The 18,177-nt window shown below is 68.8% G+C and carries 10 protein-coding genes; 5 read left to right on the forward strand and 5 right to left on the reverse strand.

The genetic code is table 11. From position 1 onward, the window contains the following. The first annotated feature begins 11 nt into the window (after positions 1-11). The 3 genes from V8201_RS16040 to V8201_RS16050 all read left to right on the forward strand — a co-directional run bounded on the left by V8201_RS16040 (position 12) and on the right by V8201_RS16050 (position 4,413). Positions 12-1,013 (forward strand): acetamidase/formamidase family protein, encoded by a 1,002-nt coding sequence (locus V8201_RS16040; RefSeq protein ID WP_336545924.1) that lies wholly within the window; start codon positions 12-14, stop codon positions 1,011-1,013. 69 nt (positions 1,014-1,082) lie between these two features. After that, positions 1,083-2,510, forward strand: a complete 1,428-nt coding sequence (locus tag V8201_RS16045; RefSeq protein WP_336545925.1) for a M20/M25/M40 family metallo-hydrolase — start codon at positions 1,083-1,085, stop codon at positions 2,508-2,510. Between the two features lie 67 nt (positions 2,511-2,577). Continuing rightward, the gene (locus tag V8201_RS16050; protein WP_336545926.1) at positions 2,578-4,413 is read left to right on the forward strand and encodes a DUF885 domain-containing protein; all 1,836 of its coding nucleotides are present in this window, start codon (positions 2,578-2,580) and stop codon (positions 4,411-4,413) included. Between the two features lie 28 nt (positions 4,414-4,441). Here V8201_RS16050 and V8201_RS16055 read toward each other — a convergent pair whose 3' ends face one another. Both V8201_RS16055 and V8201_RS16060 read right to left on the reverse strand, forming a co-directional pair. Further along, the gene (locus tag V8201_RS16055) at positions 4,442-6,085 is read right to left on the reverse strand and encodes a M28 family peptidase (RefSeq protein WP_336545927.1); all 1,644 of its coding nucleotides are present in this window, start codon (positions 6,083-6,085) and stop codon (positions 4,442-4,444) included. A gap of 48 nt (positions 6,086-6,133) precedes the next feature. Continuing rightward, positions 6,134-6,616: a hypothetical protein gene (locus tag V8201_RS16060; protein WP_037533603.1), complete on the reverse strand. Its 483-nt coding sequence runs from the start codon at positions 6,614-6,616 to the stop codon at positions 6,134-6,136. A 232-nt stretch (positions 6,617-6,848) separates the two neighbouring features. Between V8201_RS16060 and V8201_RS16065 the strand changes: the two genes are divergently transcribed. Together V8201_RS16065 and V8201_RS16070 are read left to right on the forward strand one after the other, a co-directional pair. Next, complete coding sequence (locus V8201_RS16065; RefSeq protein WP_271299092.1) at positions 6,849-9,866, forward strand: TonB-dependent receptor domain-containing protein; 3,018 nt, start codon at positions 6,849-6,851, stop codon at positions 9,864-9,866. A gap of 100 nt (positions 9,867-9,966) precedes the next feature. Next, entirely contained in the window at positions 9,967-11,220 is a 1,254-nt protein-coding gene (locus V8201_RS16070) for an aspartyl/asparaginyl beta-hydroxylase domain-containing protein (protein WP_336545928.1), read from the forward strand. Positions 11,221-11,237: 17 nt separating this feature from the next. Here the strand turns inward: V8201_RS16070 and V8201_RS16075 are convergent, their stop codons facing one another. The 3 genes from V8201_RS16075 to V8201_RS16085 all read right to left on the reverse strand — a co-directional run bounded on the left by V8201_RS16075 (position 11,238) and on the right by V8201_RS16085 (position 18,122). Continuing rightward, a complete protein-coding gene (locus tag V8201_RS16075; protein ID WP_336545929.1) occupies positions 11,238-13,838 on the reverse strand; it encodes a M1 family metallopeptidase in 2,601 nt (866 codons plus the stop codon). Between the two features lie 160 nt (positions 13,839-13,998). Further along, positions 13,999-15,705 (reverse strand): GH39 family glycosyl hydrolase, encoded by a 1,707-nt coding sequence (locus tag V8201_RS16080; protein ID WP_336545930.1) that lies wholly within the window; start codon positions 15,703-15,705, stop codon positions 13,999-14,001. A 137-nt stretch (positions 15,706-15,842) separates the two neighbouring features. After that, positions 15,843-18,122, reverse strand: coding sequence for a glycoside hydrolase family 3 N-terminal domain-containing protein (locus V8201_RS16085; protein WP_336545931.1), 2,280 nt, complete (start codon positions 18,120-18,122; stop codon positions 15,843-15,845). Positions 18,123-18,177: the final 55 nt, after the last annotated feature.

The following is an 18,177-nucleotide window of genomic DNA, read 5'->3' on the forward strand; positions in this document are numbered from 1 at the left end:
TGCGATATTGGATGACGGCGCTGCTCGCCGCGACGGCCATGCCGGCCGCCGCCGCGACCTATGAGCTGAAGGCGACGCCGCAGACGGTCGCCTGGGGCCATTATGACGCGACCGACCCGCCGGTGCTGACGATACGGTCGGGCGATACGGTGGTGATCCACACGCTGCTCACCAACAGCCCGGCGGGGCTGGAGAAGGCGGGCGTCGCGCCGGCCGATGTCGAGCCGGCGTTGCGCGCCGTCTATGACGGCGTGCCGGCGAGCGCGCGTGGGCCGGGCGGGCATATCCTCACCGGCCCGATCGCGATCGAGGGCGCGGAGCCCGGCGATATGCTCGAGGTACGCATCCGCAAGATCGATCTCGCCATTCCCTATGCCTATAACGCCTTTCGCTACGGCGCGGGATTCCTTACCGACGATTTCCCCTATGCGCGGATGAAGATCGTGCCGCTCGACGCCAAGCGGATGATCGGCCGGTTCGCGCCGGGGGTCGAGGTGCCGCTGGCGCCCTTCTTCGGCAGCATGGGCGTCGCGCCGCCGCCCGCCTTCGGCCGCTACGATTCCGCGCCGCCGACGATCAACGGCGGGAATATGGACGACAAGGCGCTGGTCGCGGGGACGACATTGTTCCTGCCCGTTCATGCCGCGGGGGCGCTGTTCCAGGCCGGTGACGGTCATGCCGCGCAAGGGAATGGCGAGGTCGACATCACCGCGCTGGAGACGTCGCTGACCGGCACGTTCGAATTCGTGCTGCACAAGAAGACGGCGATCGCCTATCCGCGTGCCGAGACGCCCAAGGCCTATATCGCGATGGGCTTCGACGACGATCTCAGCCATGCGACGCGCAAGGCGCTGCGCAACATGATCGACTTCCTCGTCGCCGAAAAGGGCATGAGCCGCGACGACGCCTACATGCTGGTCAGCGTCGCCGGCGACGTCGAGGTCACCGAATTGGTCGATCGCAACAAGGGCGTCCATGTCGTGCTGCCCAAGGCGCTGTTCACGCAGCGATAAAATCCGGCCGGCGGCTTCCGGCCGCGCGCCGATCGTGCATTATGGTCTGACATCGTTGGGGGACATATCATGAGACTGGGGCATCGGATCGTGTTCGGGGCGGCGGCGCTGGCCGTGCCGCTGGCGGCGAGCGCGCAGGTCGCGCCCGCCCCGCCATCGACGCTGCGCCCCGATCAGCAGGCGTTCCGCGCGCTCTACCAGGAGATGGTCGAGACCGACACCAGCATCACCACCGGCAGCTGCACCGCGCTCGCCGACAAGGTGGAGGGGCGGCTGAAGGCGGCGGGCTATACCGATGCGGCGATCACGCGCTTCGCCGTGCCCGATCATCCCAAGGAGGGCGGCATCGTCGTGGTGCTGCCGGGCTCGTCCAAGACGCTGAAGCCGATGCTGATGATCGGCCATATCGACGTCGTCGTCGCCAAGGCCGAGGACTGGACGCGCGATCCCTATAAGATGGTCGAGGAAAACGGCTATTTCTACGGCCGCGGCACGTCCGACATGAAGGCGATGGACGCGATCTGGGTCGATTCGATGATCCGCTTCAAGCAGAGCGGCTATACGCCCAAGCGGACGATCAAGCTGGCGCTGACCTGCGGCGAGGAGACCAGCTGGGCGTTCAACGGCGTCAAATGGCTCGCTGAGAACAAGCCCGATCTGATCGCGGCGGAATTCGCGCTCAACGAGGGCGGTGGCGGTCGGACCGACGGCAAGGGACGGCTGGTGATCGCCAACATGCATGTCGGCGAGAAGGCCGCGGTCAATTACCGGATCGAGGCGACCAACCCTGGCGGCCACAGTTCCGCCCCGGTGCGCGACAATGCGATCTACGAACTCGCCGACGCGATCGGCCGGATCCGCGACTATGACTTTCCGGTGCAGATGACCGATACGACGCGCGCCTATTTCCGCGTTGCGGGCAAGGCGCGCGGCGATGCGATGGGCGCGGCGATGGTCAAATTCGCCGCCGATCCCACCGACCATGCGGCGGAGGCGCTGCTCAACAGCGACAAGAGCTATCATTCGATGCTGCGCACCACCTGCGTCGCGACGCTGCTCGACGGCGGCCATGCCAACAATGCGCTGCCGCAGCGTGCCGGGGTCAACATCAACTGCCGCATCTTCCCCGGCGTCTCGTCCGATGCGGTGCGCGCGACGCTGGCGACAGTCGTCGCCGATCCGCGGATGACGGTGAAGCAGGTCGACGATCGCGGCCCCGCCGCGGTGCCGCCGCCGCTCGATCCCAAGATCGTCGGGCCGGCGGAAAAGCTGCTCGCGCGTTATTATCCGGGCGTTCCGCTGGCGCCGCTGATGTCGACCGGCGCGACCGACGGCATCTATCTCGAGGCGATCGGCATCCCCTCCTACGGACCGCCGGGCCTGTACGGCGATCCCGACGGCAATGGCGCGCACGGACTCAACGAGCGGGCGATCGTCAAGGCGGTCTATAGCGGGCGCGACTATCTCTACGACCTGATCAAGGTCTACGCCGGCTGAGGCTGCTGCCTCCTGCTGGCGCCGACCTCCCTTTGCCCGCTGCGGCTATCCTCATCCGGAGACCCATGTGATCCGATCTTCCCACCGCGCCGCGATCCTGGTCCTGCTCGCGACGCCGACGCTCGCCGCCGCACCCGTCGCGCCGCCGCAGGCCATCGCGCCCGCCGCGGCCGCCGACGATGCGCGGCTCTACGCCTTCCTCGATCAGGAATTCGCCGCCGAGCTGCGCGACCGCCCGCAGCTCGCCACGCAATTGGGCATTAAGGAAGGCCAGGACCGGCTCGACGACATCAGCGACGCCGCGGCCTTGCGGCGGCTCGTCGCGCGCCGGGCGAGCGTCGCGCGGATGAAGGCGCAGTTCGTGCGCGCGCGCCTGTCGCCCGCGGCGCAGGCGAATTACGACATCTGGGCGTTCGAGCTCGATCGCGCCGAACTCGCCTACCGTTACCGGCAATGGTCGCCGCCCTTTTATTCGTTCCTCTATTCGCTGCACGCGCAGCTCCCCAATTTCCTGATCAACACGCACACCGTCCAGGATGCCGCCGACATGCGCGACTATATCGCGCGGCTGCGGGCGATCCCGGCGGTGCTCGACGAAGCGATCGCGCAGAGCCGGGTCTCGGACCGCGCGGGCATTCGCGCGCCGCGGTTCGAGATCGAACGGGTGATCGCCGGCAGTCGCGCGATCGTCACCGGGGCGCCGTTCGATGCCGGCACCGCCTCGCCCTTATGGGCCGATGCGCAGGCCAAGGTGTCGCGCCTGCAGACCGCGGGCAAGATCACCGCGCCCGAAGCGCAGGCCCTGCTCGCCGACGCGCAGGCGGCATTGCTGACGATCCGACCCGCCTATCAGCGGGTGATCGCCTGGGCGGACGGCGACCTCCCCACCGCGCCGTCGGGACGGGTCGGGGCGCTGACGTTGCCCGACGGCCAGGCCTGGTATGCGGCGGCGCTGAGGCTCAACACCACCACCGACCTCACCGCCGACCAGATTCACCGCATCGGCCTCGACGAGGTCAAGCGGATCGAGGGCGAACAGGATGCGCTGGCGCGGCAGGCGGGCTTTGCCGACCGGATCGCTTATTATGCGGATCGCGCCAGGCGCCGGCCGCCGCAGCCGTGGACCGACGCCTCGCGCGCCGACTATCTCCGCAACGCCAACGCCGTGATCGCGCGCAACCGCACCTTGCTCGCGCCGCTGTTCGGCACGCTGCCCGAATATCGGATGGAGGTGGTGCGCGAACCCTCGTTCAGCGAAGTGGCGGGCGGCGCCGCGCATGCCGCCGGGCCGAGCCGCGACGGTGCGCGACCGGGCCGCGTCTACGTCCATCTGCTCGGCACCACCGACGATCCGTCGCCCGACGCGATCGTCGACCTGATGTGCCACGAAGGCGTGCCCGGCCATGTCATGCAAGGCGACATCCAGGTCCGGCAGAGCGGCGGGCCGAAATTCCGGCAGGCGACGCGCTATGTCGCGTTCGGAGAGGGCTGGGGCCTCTATGCCGAGGCTTTGTGCAAGGAGATGGGCGCCTATCCGGACGTCGCGTCGGATTTCATGCGGCTCGAGGCGGAGCTGTTCCGCGCCGCGCGCCTGGTCGTCGATACCGGGCTGCATGCGCAAGGCTGGAGCGAACAGCAGGCGGTCGACTATATGGTCGCGAGCGGGCGCGCCTCGCCGGATCAGGCCCGGTCGGAGGTGCGCCGATACATCACGCTGCCGGGGCAGGCGACCGGATACAAGATCGGCATGCTCAAGATCATCGAATTGCGCCGCAAGGCCGAACGCGCGCTCGGCCCGAAGTTCGACATCAAATCCTTCCACGATCTGCTGATCGGCACCGGCTCGCTGCCGCTGTCGGTGCTCGAACGGCAGGTCGACGACTGGATCGCCGCGCGCGCCTGATCGCGCGGCGGGGCGGCGGAGCGGTGCCTTAGCCGCCCGGCCGTTGCGCCGCGCTCGCGTCGCGGACCGTCTTGAACTCTGAGCCTGCGTTCCACGTCGGCCAGGCGTCGCCCGCCGCCAGATCGAAGCCGATGCGGCGCAGCAGATCGACGTCCGCCGCGGCGCCGTCCAGCTTCCAGTCGCGCGACCAGGCGTCGCAGGTCTGGTGGTAGCAGCGCATATAGTCGTCCAGCCAGCGCTGCCCCGCGGCGCGGCCGCCCGTGACCAGATCCGGCGCGCCGCTGATCGCCATCAGCAGCAGCGTCGGCACGCCGCGCCGCGCCAGCGAGAAATGATCGGCGCGGTAGAACAGGCCCCGTTCGGGCAGGGCCTCCGGCGTCACTGTGCGGCCCTGCGCCGCCGCGGCGGCGGTAAGGCGCGCCTCGAGCGCATTCTGGCCGGCGCCGACGAGCAGCACGTCACGCGACGGCCCCGCCGTCTGCAGGATGTCGAGCGTCAGATTGGCGACCGTCTTCTCGACCGGAAACAGCGGATGCGCGGCATAGGTTTCCGAGCCGAGCAGGCCGCGCTCCTCGCCGGTCCACAGCGCGAACACCTGCGTCCGGGCGGGGCGGGGCGCCTTGGCGGCGGCGCGGGCGATCGCGAGCACCCCGGCGACCCCGAGCGCATCGTCATTCGCGCCGGGCCGGATCCGTCGCCCCGACGCATCCGGCGCGCCCTCGCCATAGGCGTCCCAATGCGCGCCGTAGATCACCGTCTCGTCGGGACGGCCCTGTCCGGTGCGTTTGGCGATGACGTTGCGGCTTTCGGCGCGGGTCACCGCGACCGGCAGATCGGCGGAAAAGCCGCTGCCCTTCAGCGTGACCGGCCGGAAGTCCGCGCGCCGCGCCGCGACCTTCAGCCGGGCGAGGTCGAGCCCGGCGTCGGCGAACAATCGGGTTGCGGCCCCACCCGCGATCCACCCCTGCAACGTCACCCGCGACGCGGACGGCGCGGCGACATCGTAATTCTCGCCACCGGGTGCGGTGACGGTGGCCCAGCCATAGCCGGCGCCGGCGGTGTCGTGGACGATCAGCGCGGCGACCGCCCCCCGCCGTGCCGCCTCCTCGAACTTGTACGTCCAGCGGCCGTAGTAGGTCATGCGCCGATTGCCGAAGCGGCCGAAGGCATCCTCCCCGGCGGTCGCCTCGAAATCCGGATCGTTGACGAGGAAGACGGCGACCTTGCCTGTGAGGTCGACGCCCTTGAAATCATCCCACTGCCGCTCGGGCGCGCTGACGCCATAGCCGACGAAGACCATCGGCGCGTTCCTCACCGTCGCGCGGTCGACGGGGCGGACGGTCGACAGATAGACGTCGCGCGCGCTCGTCCATGCGGTGCCGTTGGCGGTGACGGCGCCGGCGCCGAGCCGGGTGCGGATCAACGGCACCGGCTGGGTCCAGCCGCCATCGGGACCGCCGGGTTCGAGCCCTGCCGCCTTGAATTGCGCGACCAGCCAGTCGACCGTCTTCGTCTCGCCCGCGGTGCCCGGCGCGCGACCTTCGAAGGCGTCCGACGCCAGCACCTTGACGTCGGCGGAGAGGCGGTCGGCCGATATCGCCGGCGCGCCCGGCGTGGCGGCCGCCGCCGGCGCGGCGAGAAGCAGGGCGGCGATAACGGCATGTGATGTCATGGTGATTCGATCCGGAACCAGTGTGGGGGAGCGCGATTCGAGGACCGCTCAGCGCAGGCGACGCACCCGCACCGACCGCCGCCCCGGCGCGGTCGCGACATAGCTGCCCAACGATCCCGCCTTGATCGTCACGGTATCGCCCTGGCGCAGCCCAACCATCGTAGCCTCGGTCGTCTCCCACATGCCAGCCCCTTGTAATGTGAACCGCATCAGCCCGCCCGGCAGACCGGTTGTCGTTTGCAATACGCCGACAAGTTGTTTCAGCGGCTCGTCCGCTTGACCGTCCCCGAACAGGCGAATGGACGGCAGCGAGAAGCCAAACAGATCGCGCTTCGCTTTCTGTACCTCGCCACGCTCCAGCACGACGAAATCCTTCTTCGTCTTGGCGTCATCGATCGCCACCACGGTACGATCGTAACAGGCAAGTCGTTCGGCATCGATTTTGATGGTTCGACAGTCGCTCATCTTTTGCAGCAAGTCCCGGCCGGGCGCTGGATCGGCCGCCATGGCAAAGAGGATGATGGACAGCATGACGTACCTTTCAGAAGGAATATTAGGTCAGGGTCTATTAGGTAAATGACGTAGGATGATGGGCGGCAAGATGATACGATGTGACTGAAATGTCACGTTTGATTTGTCTTCGTCACAGATGGGCGATTCAATATTGTGAACGTTTCGCGACCCTGCGACTGATCTGCTGCGACCGGCCAAAAAGGCACGGCGCCGCGCCGACTTACGGGAAGCGGCGATCAAAGGGGTAATTATGACGCGACGCCATCGTTCTTATCTGCTCAACTCGACCCTGCTCGTCGGTGTCGCGCTCGTCGCGTCGCCGGCCCTGGCGCAGACGGCGCCCGCCACGCAGGAAACCCAGCAACAGACGGACGATCCCAATACGCCGCCGCCGGCCGCGGAAGGGCAGGACATCGTCGTCACCGGTACGCTGATCCGCAATCCCAATCTCGTCTCGTCGAGCCCGGTCAACGTGGTCTCCGAGAACGAACTGACGCTGCGCAACGTCAACAACGTCGAGCAGATCCTGCGCGAACTGCCCGGCTCGGTGCCGGGCATCGGCTCGGCCGTGAACAACGGCACCGGCGGTTTCTCGACGGTCAACCTGCGCAACCTCGGCTCGCAGCGCAACCTCGTGCTGCTGGACGGCGACCGGATCGTGCCGGCCCAGTCGGGCGGCAGCGTCGATCTCAACAACATCCCGACCGCGCTGATCCAGCGCCTCGACGTCCTGACCGGCGGCGCCTCGACCAGCTATGGCGCGGACGCGGTGTCCGGCGTCGTCAACTTCATCACCAAGAAGAACTTCTCGGGCATGGAGGCCTCGGCCAGCCAGCAGATCACCGAGAAGGGCGATGCCAATTACTTCCGCGCGGACCTGACCGTCGGCGCGAATTTCGACGACGGCCGCGGCAACGCCGTGCTGAGCCTCGGCTATCAGGAAGCCGATCCGCTGTATCAGGGCGCCCGCGACATCTCCGTCTACGGCATCGATTCGGGATCGGGCGTCGCTTCGGGCTCGTCGCGGACCAGCGTGCCGACGACGCTGACCTTCAATCGTGCACAGGCCGCGCTCGCCGGTGTGCCGACCTCTGGCAATCTGCAGGTCAATCCGGCCGGCACCGGGCTCGTCGCCTTCTACAACGGCTTCAATTTCAACCCGTACAACATCTTCCAGACGCCGTATAAGCGCTACAACTTCTTCGGCCAGGCCAATTACGAGATCAACGACAATCTCGAAGTCTATACGCGTGGCCTGTTCTCGAAGAATACGGTGCAGCAGATCATCGCCCCGTCGGGCGTGTTCGGCGAAAACCTGACCATTCCGGGCAACAACCCCTATCTGCCGTCGGGGATCCGCGATCAGCTGTGTCTGGCGAACGGCATCGCATTGGGCGCGACCTGCAACACCAACACCGCGATCCCGCTCGGTGCGGTCTATCGCCGGTCGGTGGAGCTCGGGCCGCGCGTCTCGACCTACACGACGACGGTGTTCGACTATAAGGCGGGCCTGCGGCTGCGCTTCTCCGATCACGTCAAGCTCGACGTGTCGGGCGCCTATGGCGAGAGCGACCTCAACCAGTCGCAGACCGGCTACGTGCTGCGCAGCCGTGTCCAGCAGGCGCTCAACGCGACGAACACGACGACCTGCAACAACACGGCCAATGGCTGCGTCCCGGTCAACCTGTTCGGCGCCGCCGGTTCGATCAGCTCGGACCAGGCGAACTTCCTGAGCGGCCAGAGCAGCATCGCCGTCCACACCGCGCTGTCGCAGGCCAAGGCCGTGCTCAACGGCGATTTCGGCACCACCTCGCCGTTCGCCAACGAGCCGATCGCCTTCGCGGCGGGCGGCGAATATCGCAAGTACAGCTACAGCCGCGTGCCCGATGCCTATGCGCTCAGCCCGGGTGAGCTGGGCGGTGCGGGCGGTGCGGTGCTGCCCTTCTCGGGCAGCTATGACGTGCGCGAGGCGTTCGGCGAATTGATCGCGCCGCTCGTCGCCGACAAGCCGTTCTTCCACTCGCTGACGCTCGAAGCGGGCGTCCGCTATTCCGACTATAAGGTGCAGGCGACCAACAGTCCGAAGTTCTCGGCGACGACCTACAAGGTCGGTGGCAGCTTCGAGCCGGTCGAAGAGATCAAGTTCCGCGGCAACTACCAGCGCGCGGTGCGTGCGCCCAACATCGGCGAACTGTTCTCGCCGGTGGCGACCGGGCTTGACAACCTGTCGCCGGGCCTCGACCCCTGCGTCGGCGCGCTGCCGTTGACCAGCGCCAATCTGGCGCTGGCGTGCCGCAACCAGGGTGCGCCCGCATCGAGCATCGGTTCGATCAGCGAGCCGATCTCGGGCCAGCCGAACGTCACCGGCGGCGGCAATCCCGACATCCGTCCGGAGATCGCCAAAACCTATACCGTCGGTGTCGTCATCCAGCCGCGCGGCGTGGTGCCGGGGCTGAGCGTCGCGGTCGATTATTTCAACATCAAGATCGAAAACGCGATCGCATTCGCGACCCCGGCGGACATCCTGTCGGCCTGCTTCGGGTCGAGCCCAGCATCGATCACCGCGGCGCAGGCGGCGTCCTCGGCCTGCACCAGCATCCGCCGCAATTCGGCGGACGGCAGCCTCAGCGGCTCGTCCGCGTCGGTCGCCGGCCTGCCGCAGCCGCTGACCAACCGCGGGCGTCTGCGCACCGACGGCATCGACCTCAACGCCAACTACAAGCGCACCCTGGGCGAGATCGGCCTCGACGTGGGCTTCCAGGGCACCTGGACCAACCACAATTACTTCCGTGCGTCGGAGACGTCGTACGATCGTGATTGCGTGGGTTATTTCAGCACCAGCTGCGCCTCGATCCAGCCGGCCTTCGCCTGGAACCAGCGTACCAGCCTGAGCTTCGGTCCGGGCACGCTGTCGCTGCTGTGGCGGCATATCGGCGCGGTGAAATATGAGGCCCTCGCCCCCGACGCCGCGCTGCGTCAGGTGACGACGCCGCTGTTCTCGGGCGTCGTGACCGGGCCGACCCCGCTCGCCGGCGGCACCTACAACTTTAACCGCATCGGCGCGTACAACTACCTCGACCTCAGCGCGCAGGTCGAAGTCAACGACCATCTCACCTTCACGTTCGGCGTGCGCAACATGCTCAACAAGAAGGCGCCGCTGGTCGGCTCCACCGCGGGTTCGACGTCGTTCAACAGCGGCAACACCTATCCCTCGACCTATGACGTCCTGGGACGGCTGTTCAACGTGTCGGGCAAGCTGCGCTTCTAAGCGCTGGCGTCGCACCGATCGTTGCGGAGGGGCGGCTCACTGCGGGCCGCCCCTTTTTTCGTTGATCCCAAGCCCCTGCTGCGCGAGGCTTCTTTAGACAATGACCGACTTATCATCGCGTGCCCGCACCCTGGTGGCCCAGTCGATCGCCGCCCGCGAGCGCGGCGATGCCGCCGGCGAGCGACAGCTGCTCGATGCCGCCCTGGCGCTCTCGCCCCGGCATCCGCAGCTGTTGAATGCCCGCGGCATGCGATCGCTCGCCGACGGCGCGCTTGCCGAGGCGCTCGGCTTTTTCGCCAGCGCGGCGGCGGAGGATCCGCAGGCCGTCATCCTCTGGATCAATCAGGCGACGGTCCATCGCATGATCGGCGACGACGCGGCGGAGCGCGATATGCTCGAGCGGGCGCTGTCGATCGACCGGCTCAACTTCACGGCGCAGCTGCGCATGGCGGAATTGCACCAGCGGTGCGGGCGCGAGATCGACGCCGCGCAAGCCTGGTCCGGCGTGGTGCAGATGGCCGCAGCGATGCCGGAACGCCCGCCCGCCATCGACACGGTGCTGGAACGCGGGCGCGCCTATCTCGCCGATCATACCGCCGCCCTCGGCCGCCGCATCGACGACGCGCTTGCCGGCAATCCGTCGCGGCGCATGGCCGCCTGCGTCGATCATATGCTGGGTCGGCGCGCCATCTACACCAATCAGTGCGCCGGCATCCATTTTCCGTTCCTGCCGGCGGACGAGTTCTTCGACCGCGCGCTGTTTCCCTGGTTCGCCGACCTCGAGGCGAAGGCGCCGGCGATCCGCGCGGAGGCGCTGGCGCTGGTCGCGGCGGGCGGCGATGCGATCCGGCCCTATGTTCGGCAGGACAAGGGGACGCCGGCGAACAAATGGTCGCCGCTCGACGGCAATGCCGACTGGAGCGCCTGTTTCCTATGGGAATATGGCGAACGGAACGATCCGGTCTGCGCGCTCTGCCCCGAAACGGCGGCCGCGCTCGCCGCCGTGCCGCAGAGCGACATTCCGGGCAAGGCGCCGACGGCGTTCTTCTCGATCCTGAGGCCCCATGCGCATATCCCCGCCCATACCGGAGTGACCAACACGCGAGCGATCGTCCACCTGCCGCTCGTCGTGCCCGAGCCGTGCCGCTTCCGCGTCGGCGGCGAGACCCGTGCGTGGCGCGAGGGCGAGGCCTTCGCCTTCGACGATACCATCGAGCATGAAGCGTGGAACGACAGCGACCAATCCCGTATCGTGCTGATCTTCGACGTCTGGAACCCCCATCTGACCGGGGCGGAACAGACGATGCTGCAGGAGGTCTTCCGGCTGACCGGCCAGGGCGGCACGGCGCCCTGACCGGTCAGCCGCCGGCCTCAGTATCGCGTCGTTCTGATCCGCACCGTCAGGGCGAGCTCGTCCCGCGCCGTCAGCACCTTGCGGCGGACGTCGACCGGCAGGTCGGGATGGTCGCCGAGAAACCGGTCGACGATCTGAAGCGCCGCGGCATCGCGCTGGCCGCCGATGAACGCCTCGATCCACGCGGGCAGGAAGAAGATCCGGCGGTTCTGACGGATCCACTCCAGCCGGTCGAGCGCCGGGCGCAGGAAGGGGAGGGTGAGCGTCGCCTGTTCGATCGTGTTGAACGCGCCGAGGCTTTCGCTCGCCCAGGCTTCGTTGAGCGCCGCATCGTCGAAATAGCGGGTGAAATAGGATGATTTGACGGACCGGTCGGGGGTCGCGGCGCGCGCGACGAAGGCGTCCTTCACCGCCTCGCTCGACTGGTCGAGCCGTTGTTCGCTCGCGTAGAGCGCGGTCGCATCGGGTGCGCCGATCGCGATCAGGCGGCGGACGATCGCCCAGCGCGTCGGCTGACGGATCGCGGCACCGACCAAGGTCGCCCGGCCGGCCAGCAGGTCGCGCAGCCGCGTCAGCGCGAGCGGCGTGCGCGCGGTCGCGATCAGGCGGTCGAGCGCATCCTTGCGCAGGCCGTAACCGAGGCGAGGATCGTCGATACGCGCGAGCAGTGCCTGTTCCCAGCGGCCTCTCAGCGGTGCAGCGCCGTCCTCCGGCAAATAGAGGTCGAGCGCGGTGGCGCCGCGCGACAGGATGGTGCGCGAGATCTGCTCGTCGCGTTCGCCGGGCAGATGATCGAGCAGCATGGTGACGTAGCGGGCGGGCGCGAAACGGCCTTCGCGCAGAATGTCCCAGATCGCGCTCCACAGCATGGCGCGCAGCAGCGGGTCCGACACCGTCCCGACCTGCGCGACGATCCAGGCGACGGTGCGGTTATCGGGCAGGAACAGGCCATAGCCCTGATCGTCGTCGTTCGGCCAGACATAGTCCGGCACGGGCAGTCCCGCTGCCGCCGCCACGGTGGCGGTCTGGCCGTCGAAGGTCGCGTCGAGCACCACGTCGGCGCGGTCAGAATAACCGAGCCGCACGCGCACCTTCATCGGCCACGCGCCGCCCCGGTCGCCCGGCAGCGACCGCGCCGGCCTCTGGACGAGGGCGAGCGATGCGATGCTGCCGCCCGCCAGCCGGAGCTGCGTGTCGATGCGCGGCAGCCCGGCACGCAGGACATAGTGCTGACCGAAGGCGGTCAGATCGACGCCCGAGGCTGCACCGACCGCGCCGAGCAGATCCTGCCAGGTCGCGTTGCCATAGGCATGGTCGGTCAGGAAGCGGTTGAGGCCGCGACGAAAGCCTGCCTCGCCGACGAGGAAGGCGAGCTGTTTGATGATCGCCGGCGCCTTGTTGTAGACGATCGGGCCGTAATTGCTCTTGGCGGCATCGAGATTGTCGAGCGGCTGCCACAGCGCCTGCGTGCCGCTGGTCGCATCGGCGCGATAGGCGGGCGTCTTGGTCGAGAGCAGGAAGGTGGTCCAGGCGTTGCTCTCCGGCTGGAGCTCGGCCTGGATGCGCGCGGCCATATAGGTCGAAAAGCCCTCCTTCAGCCACAGATCGTCGAACCAGCGCATGGTGACGTCGTCGCCGAACCATTGGTGGCTGATCTCGTGGTAGATCGTCGCATCGCGCGCCAGCCGCTGCGGCAGCGTCGGCGGTTCGCGGAAGATGAAGCGATCCTCATTGTAGAAGACGGCGCCGACATGCTCCATGCCGCCGAAGGGGAAGGCGGGCGCGAGCAGCAGGTCGAGCTTGGCGAAGGGGAAGGGGATATCGAACCAGCGGCTGAGCCAGCCGACCGCGGCGCGGTTGGTCGCGATCTGCGCCTCGGCATCGACTTCCGCCCGGCGCGAGGCGCGGGCGTAGAGACTGATCGGGCGCTCGCCCGCGGGTGCCGACGTCCAGCGCGTCCACGGCCCCGCGGCGAATGCGGCGAGATAGGTGGAGATCGGCTCGGTCTCGGCGAACCGCCAGCGGGTGCCGGCGGATGTCGTCTCCTGTCCCTCCAAGGCGCCGTTGGCGATCACCGTCCACCCGGCGGGCGCGGTCAGCGTCCAGCGGAACCGTGCCTTGAGGTCGGGCTGATCGAAACAGGGGAAGAGCAGATTGGCGTCGGACGGCACGAGCAAGGTGTAGAGATACGTCTGGCCGTCCTTGTCGTCCTGATAGCGGATGATCGCCGCGCCGGAGGCGGCGATCGGCGTCTCGAACCGCGCGGTGACGCGGTTGGCGCCCTTCGTCAGCAGGCGCGCCGGCAGGACCAGATGCCCGTCGGCGCGCGGCCCGATGTGCAGGGGATGGCCGTTGACCGTCAGATCGGCCAGCGTCGGGCCACGAAAGTCGAGGATCAGATCGTCGGCCGAAGCGACCCGATCGAAGCGGATGGCGACGGTGCCGACCGCGACCGCCGCTGCCGTCACGTCGAGCGACAGGTCGTAGTGTAACCGGGTAAGCTGCGTCGCCCGCCGCCGCGCGAGATCGAGCGCGATGCCGCGCCCGAGGCCGGCCTCCGCCGACCTGCCGGCGGCACCGGCCTGCGCTATCGTCCGGACCCCCAGCGGCGCGAGCATGGCGGAGCGCAGCAACGCGCGGCGGGTGTTGAGGAACTGCAGGTCGGCCCCCTGTGGTGGTGGAGAGATATCCCTAACGCGACCGGGCGTCGCCTGTCGATGATCGGGGCATGGCCGTTCGCTCCCGTCGACGGCCGGCGACGAGGAGGGCAGGCGCGGTCTACCCGGCGACCGGCCGCCGTGTCGTCGCACCGGATTGCGCCGCCGGCGTCACCATCAGCAGCGTCACGCCCTGACGCGGCAGATCGAACGCCAGATCGGCCGTCCCGCTGCGCAGCGCCAGCCGGGTCGGCCTGGCGTCGGGCGTCGTCAGCTCCGCCGCCTTGAGCAGGGTCGCGCGCTGCGCGTCGGTCGGCGCGAGCGGCGATCCCATCGCGCGCCATGCGGCGAAGCTGTTCGCGTGGCGGTCGTCGATCCGATATTGCGTCACCAGCGCGCCGCGCGACAGAGCCGGCGGCAGGCGGCGGAGATGCAGCCGGACCGCCGCGTCCGGACCGGGCCGGTCGTCGTCGTGATAATGCCAGACGAGCACGGCGAGCGAGCTTTCGTCCCGGCTCGCCACACTGCCGACGTCCGCCGCACCGCGCACGCCATCGCGCATGACGGTATCGAGGTCGAGCTGATGGTCGGATGTGGCGGGCACGTATCGGCCGGTCATCTTGGCGAACAGCTTGAACATGTTCATCACCGGCAGATCGATGCCGTTCGAGGTCAATTGCCGGAAGCCGGCGAACGGCGGCTGATCCTCGAACTCGAACGCCCAGGTCAGGATGCCGGCCAGCGACAGGCCCCGCCGCTGCGCCAGCGCGAGCAGGCGCGGAAACACGGCGGCGGTATAGCTCGAATACACGGTGCCGTTGCGATAGGCGTTGGCCGGCCCCTGACAGGCGGCGCAGCCTTCCGGATCCGACTCGCCGATGATGATCGGCTTGGACCGGAACGCCGGATTGGCGGCGATCGCGGCGAATTCGTGGTCTGCGGCCTTGAGATGGGTGTTGAGGCCCATGCGGACATGGCTGCCGGTCGCGTCGGTGACGACCTCGGGCTGTCCCTTGGCGTGGAAGGAGAGGAAGTCGGTCGGCGTGCCGGCGGCCTGCGCATGCGCCATGAACGCGCCCAGGAAATCGTCACCCGCGCCGGCGCTGTCCGGCCCGCCGACGCGCGCCTCCGGCAGCGCCCGGCGGACGCCGCGGACGGCGGCATCGTGCAGGCGGAAGAATTGCTCGCGGCTGCCGCCCCAATAATATTGCGGCAGGTTCGCCTCGTTCCACGTCTCGAAATACCAGCTGGCGACCTCGGCGCGGCCATAGCGGTCGATGCAGTGCCGCACCCATTGGTGGATCAGTTCCTCCCAGCGCGCATAGTCGCGCGGCGGATAGGCCCAGCCGGTGCGCAAGGTGCCGCTGCCCGGCCGCCAGTCATGCTGATAGGGGATCGGCTTGGTCGACATCGCCTCGGGCATGAAGCCGAGCTCGACATAGGGTTTGACGCCGCGCGCGCGGTAGGTGTCGAAGATCCGGTCGACGATCGTCCAGTCATAGACCGGGCGCCCGTCCGCATCCTCGCTGTAGATGCCGGTCGACCCCCATTTGAGCGCGGGCGTGCCGTCGCCGGACGTCAGCAGATTGTGCGTGCGGAAATAGACGCGGCCGGGCGCCAGCGCGCCGAGCGTCGCCAGCGTCGTCCGCCCGTCCTTCATCGTCGCGTAATTGGGCTCGTCCGCGCCGAAGAAGCGCCAGACGGGATCGACCGCCGCGCCGGGCCGGCCCGCGTCGACCTCGATCGTCACCGGGAAGGCGGGCGCAGGGGCGGGACCGGCACCGGCCGGCGCAGTGGCGAGGATCGCAGCGAGTATCAGCCGTTTCATCGTGTCGTGCTCCTGCGGAACCCGATGATGCGGGCCAAGAGCATCATGGTCAACACGGCTGATCTATTTGCCGATTCCGAGCGGGACGGCCGCTGTCGCCCCGCCCGCCGCACCCCGCGCCCGCCAGGACAGCGCGACTAGCGGGTCAGCGTGAAGCTGCCATGCACGCCGTCGGCCTGCGCCGAGGGCGCGATCCACACGTCGAACAGCCCCGGCTCGACGGTCGGGCGCAGGTCCTGGCCGAGGAAGGTCAGCTGCGCGCGGGTCAGCGTGAAGCGCACCGTCTCGCTGGCACCGGGGGCGAGCGCGAGCCTGCGGAACGCCTTGAGCTCGCGCACCGGCCGGGTGATGCTGGCGACGCGGTCGCGGATGTAGAGCTGGGCCAGCTCCTCGCAGGCGCGGCTGCCGGTGTTGGTGATCGTCGCCGCCACCTCGATCCGCCCGTCCCATGCCAGCGTCGCGGGTACCACCGGCACCGCATAGCTCACCTTGCCGTAGGTGAGGCCGTGGCCGAAGGGGTAGAGCGCGGCATTGGGCGACGTCCGCCACTGTGCCTTGTACGGCTCGCGCGGGCCGTCGGGGGCGGGCCGGCCGGTCGCCTTATGCGCGTAATAATAAGGCTCCTGACCGCTTTCGTGCGGGAAGCTGAGCGGCAGGCGGCCCGACGGCCCGACCTTGCCGAACAGCACGTCGGCGATCGCATGCCCGGTCTCCGAACCGAGGAACCAGGTGACGAGGATCGCCGGCGCATCCCGGACCGCGCCCTCCAGCGCGAGGCCGCGGCCGTTCTTGAGCAGCACGACGATCGGCTTGCCGGTCGCCGCGACCGCCTCGGCAAGCGCCATCTGCGGTGCGGGCACGGTGATCGACGTGCGCGACTGCGCCTCGCCCGACATCGTCTCGCTCTCGCCGATCGCGAGCACGACGACATCCGCAGCGCGCGCCGCCGCGACCGCCGCGTCGATGCCGCCGGCGAGCGGCGCCTCGACGCCCGAGCCGAGCGTCACGCTGACCGCGCGCGCGCCCGCCGCTTTGACGCCGGTGGCGAGATCGATCGCCTGATTGTTGTCGCCATAGACGACCCACGGCCCGTTGAGATCGTGCTGGCCGCTCGCGAACGGGCCGATCAGCGCGATCCGCCGCGCCGGATCGAGCGGCAGCAGGTCGCCGTCGTTCTTGAGCAGCACCATCGACTTCTGCGCCGCCTCGCGCGACAGCGCCAGCGCCGCCTTGGTGCGCGAGCGCGCCGTCTCGCGCCTGGCGTCGATGCGGCGGAACGGATCGTCGAACAGGCCGAGCCGGTGCTTGACCATCAGCACGCGCCGGACCGACCGGTCGAGCGCCGCCTGCGGCACCGCGCCTTCGCGGACGAGGTCGGCGAGATGCAGCGCATAGAGGTTCGACTGCATGCTCATGTCGACCCCGGCGAGGAAGGCGAGGCGCGCCGCGTCCTTGCCGTCCCTGGCGAAGCCGGCGGCGATCATCTCCTCGTCACCGGTATAGTCGGAGACGATGATGCCGGGGAACTTCCACTCGTCGCGCAGCACCTGCTGCATCAGCCAGGCGTTGCCGGTCGCGGGCACGCCGTTGATCTCGTTGAACGAGGCCATGCCGCTCAGCGCACCGGCGTCGAACCCCGCCTTGTACGGCGGCAGGTACACTTCGCGCAGCGTCCGTTCCGACAGGTCGACGCTGTTATAGTCGAGCCCGCTTTCCGCCGCGCCGTACGCGGCGAAATGCTTGATGCACGCCATCACCGCGTCGGCATCGGCGAGGTTCCTGCCCTGGAAGCCGCGGACGCGCGCCGCGGCGAACATCTGCCCGAGCATCGTGTCCTCGCCGGCGCCCTCCATCGTCCGGCCCCAACGCTGGTCGCGGGCGATGTCGACCATCGGGAAGAAGGTCCAGTCGATCCCCGCCGCGGCGGCCTCATAGGCGGCCATGCGCGCGGTGCGCATCGCCAGATCGGGATCGAAGCTCGCTGCCTCGGCGACCGGCACCGGAAAGATGGTGCGGTGGCCATGGATCACGTCGGCGGCGAAGAGCAGCGGGATCTTGAGCCGCGACTGGCGCATCACCGCCTGCTGCATCCGCCGGGCCATCACCGCGCCATTGCCGTTGAACACGCCGGTGAGCTTGCCCGCGACCGCGTCGGCGAGCTGGTCGTCGAAACTCGGGCCGCCGCTCGACGGCGGATTGAGCCCGGTGGCGATGCCGCCGCTCCACGCCGCGGCGTTGAGCTGCAACTGCCCAGCCTTTTCCTCCAGCGTCATCCGGGCGAGCAGCGCCTCGATCGCGGCGGGCAGGGCCTCGTCCTCCGCGGCGGCGATTAGCGCGCGCGCCGGACTCGCCGCCCATGCGGCGATCGTTCCGGCGCCGAGCAGCGCCGCGCGCCGCGAGATGGTGAAGTCGCTCATATCCAGGTCGTCCCCTCATCGCCGTCATAGCGCGTGCCCGGCGGTACCCGTGACC

The sequence above is a fragment of the Sphingomonas kyungheensis genome, from assembly GCF_037120395.1.
GTDB lineage: Bacteria > Pseudomonadota > Alphaproteobacteria > Sphingomonadales > Sphingomonadaceae > Sphingomonas > Sphingomonas kyungheensis.

Coding starts and splice junctions, on each gene's coding strand:
- V8201_RS16060 (WP_037533603.1), bottom strand. CDS start 6,616: ATGCTGTCCATCATCCTCTTTGCCATGGCGGCCGATCCAGCGCCCGGC.
- V8201_RS16080 (WP_336545930.1), bottom strand. CDS start 15,705: ATGAAACGGCTGATACTCGCTGCGATCCTCGCCACTGCGCCGGCCGGT.
- V8201_RS16040 (WP_336545924.1), top strand. CDS start 12: ATGACGGCGCTGCTCGCCGCGACGGCCATGCCGGCCGCCGCCGCGACC.
- V8201_RS16085 (WP_336545931.1), bottom strand. CDS start 18,122: ATGAGCGACTTCACCATCTCGCGGCGCGCGGCGCTGCTCGGCGCCGGA.
- V8201_RS16065 (WP_271299092.1), top strand. CDS start 6,849: ATGACGCGACGCCATCGTTCTTATCTGCTCAACTCGACCCTGCTCGTC.
- V8201_RS16045 (WP_336545925.1), top strand. CDS start 1,083: ATGAGACTGGGGCATCGGATCGTGTTCGGGGCGGCGGCGCTGGCCGTG.
- V8201_RS16075 (WP_336545929.1), bottom strand. CDS start 13,838: ATGCTCGCGCCGCTGGGGGTCCGGACGATAGCGCAGGCCGGTGCCGCC.
- V8201_RS16055 (WP_336545927.1), bottom strand. CDS start 6,085: ATGACATCACATGCCGTTATCGCCGCCCTGCTTCTCGCCGCGCCGGCG.
- V8201_RS16070 (WP_336545928.1), top strand. CDS start 9,967: ATGACCGACTTATCATCGCGTGCCCGCACCCTGGTGGCCCAGTCGATC.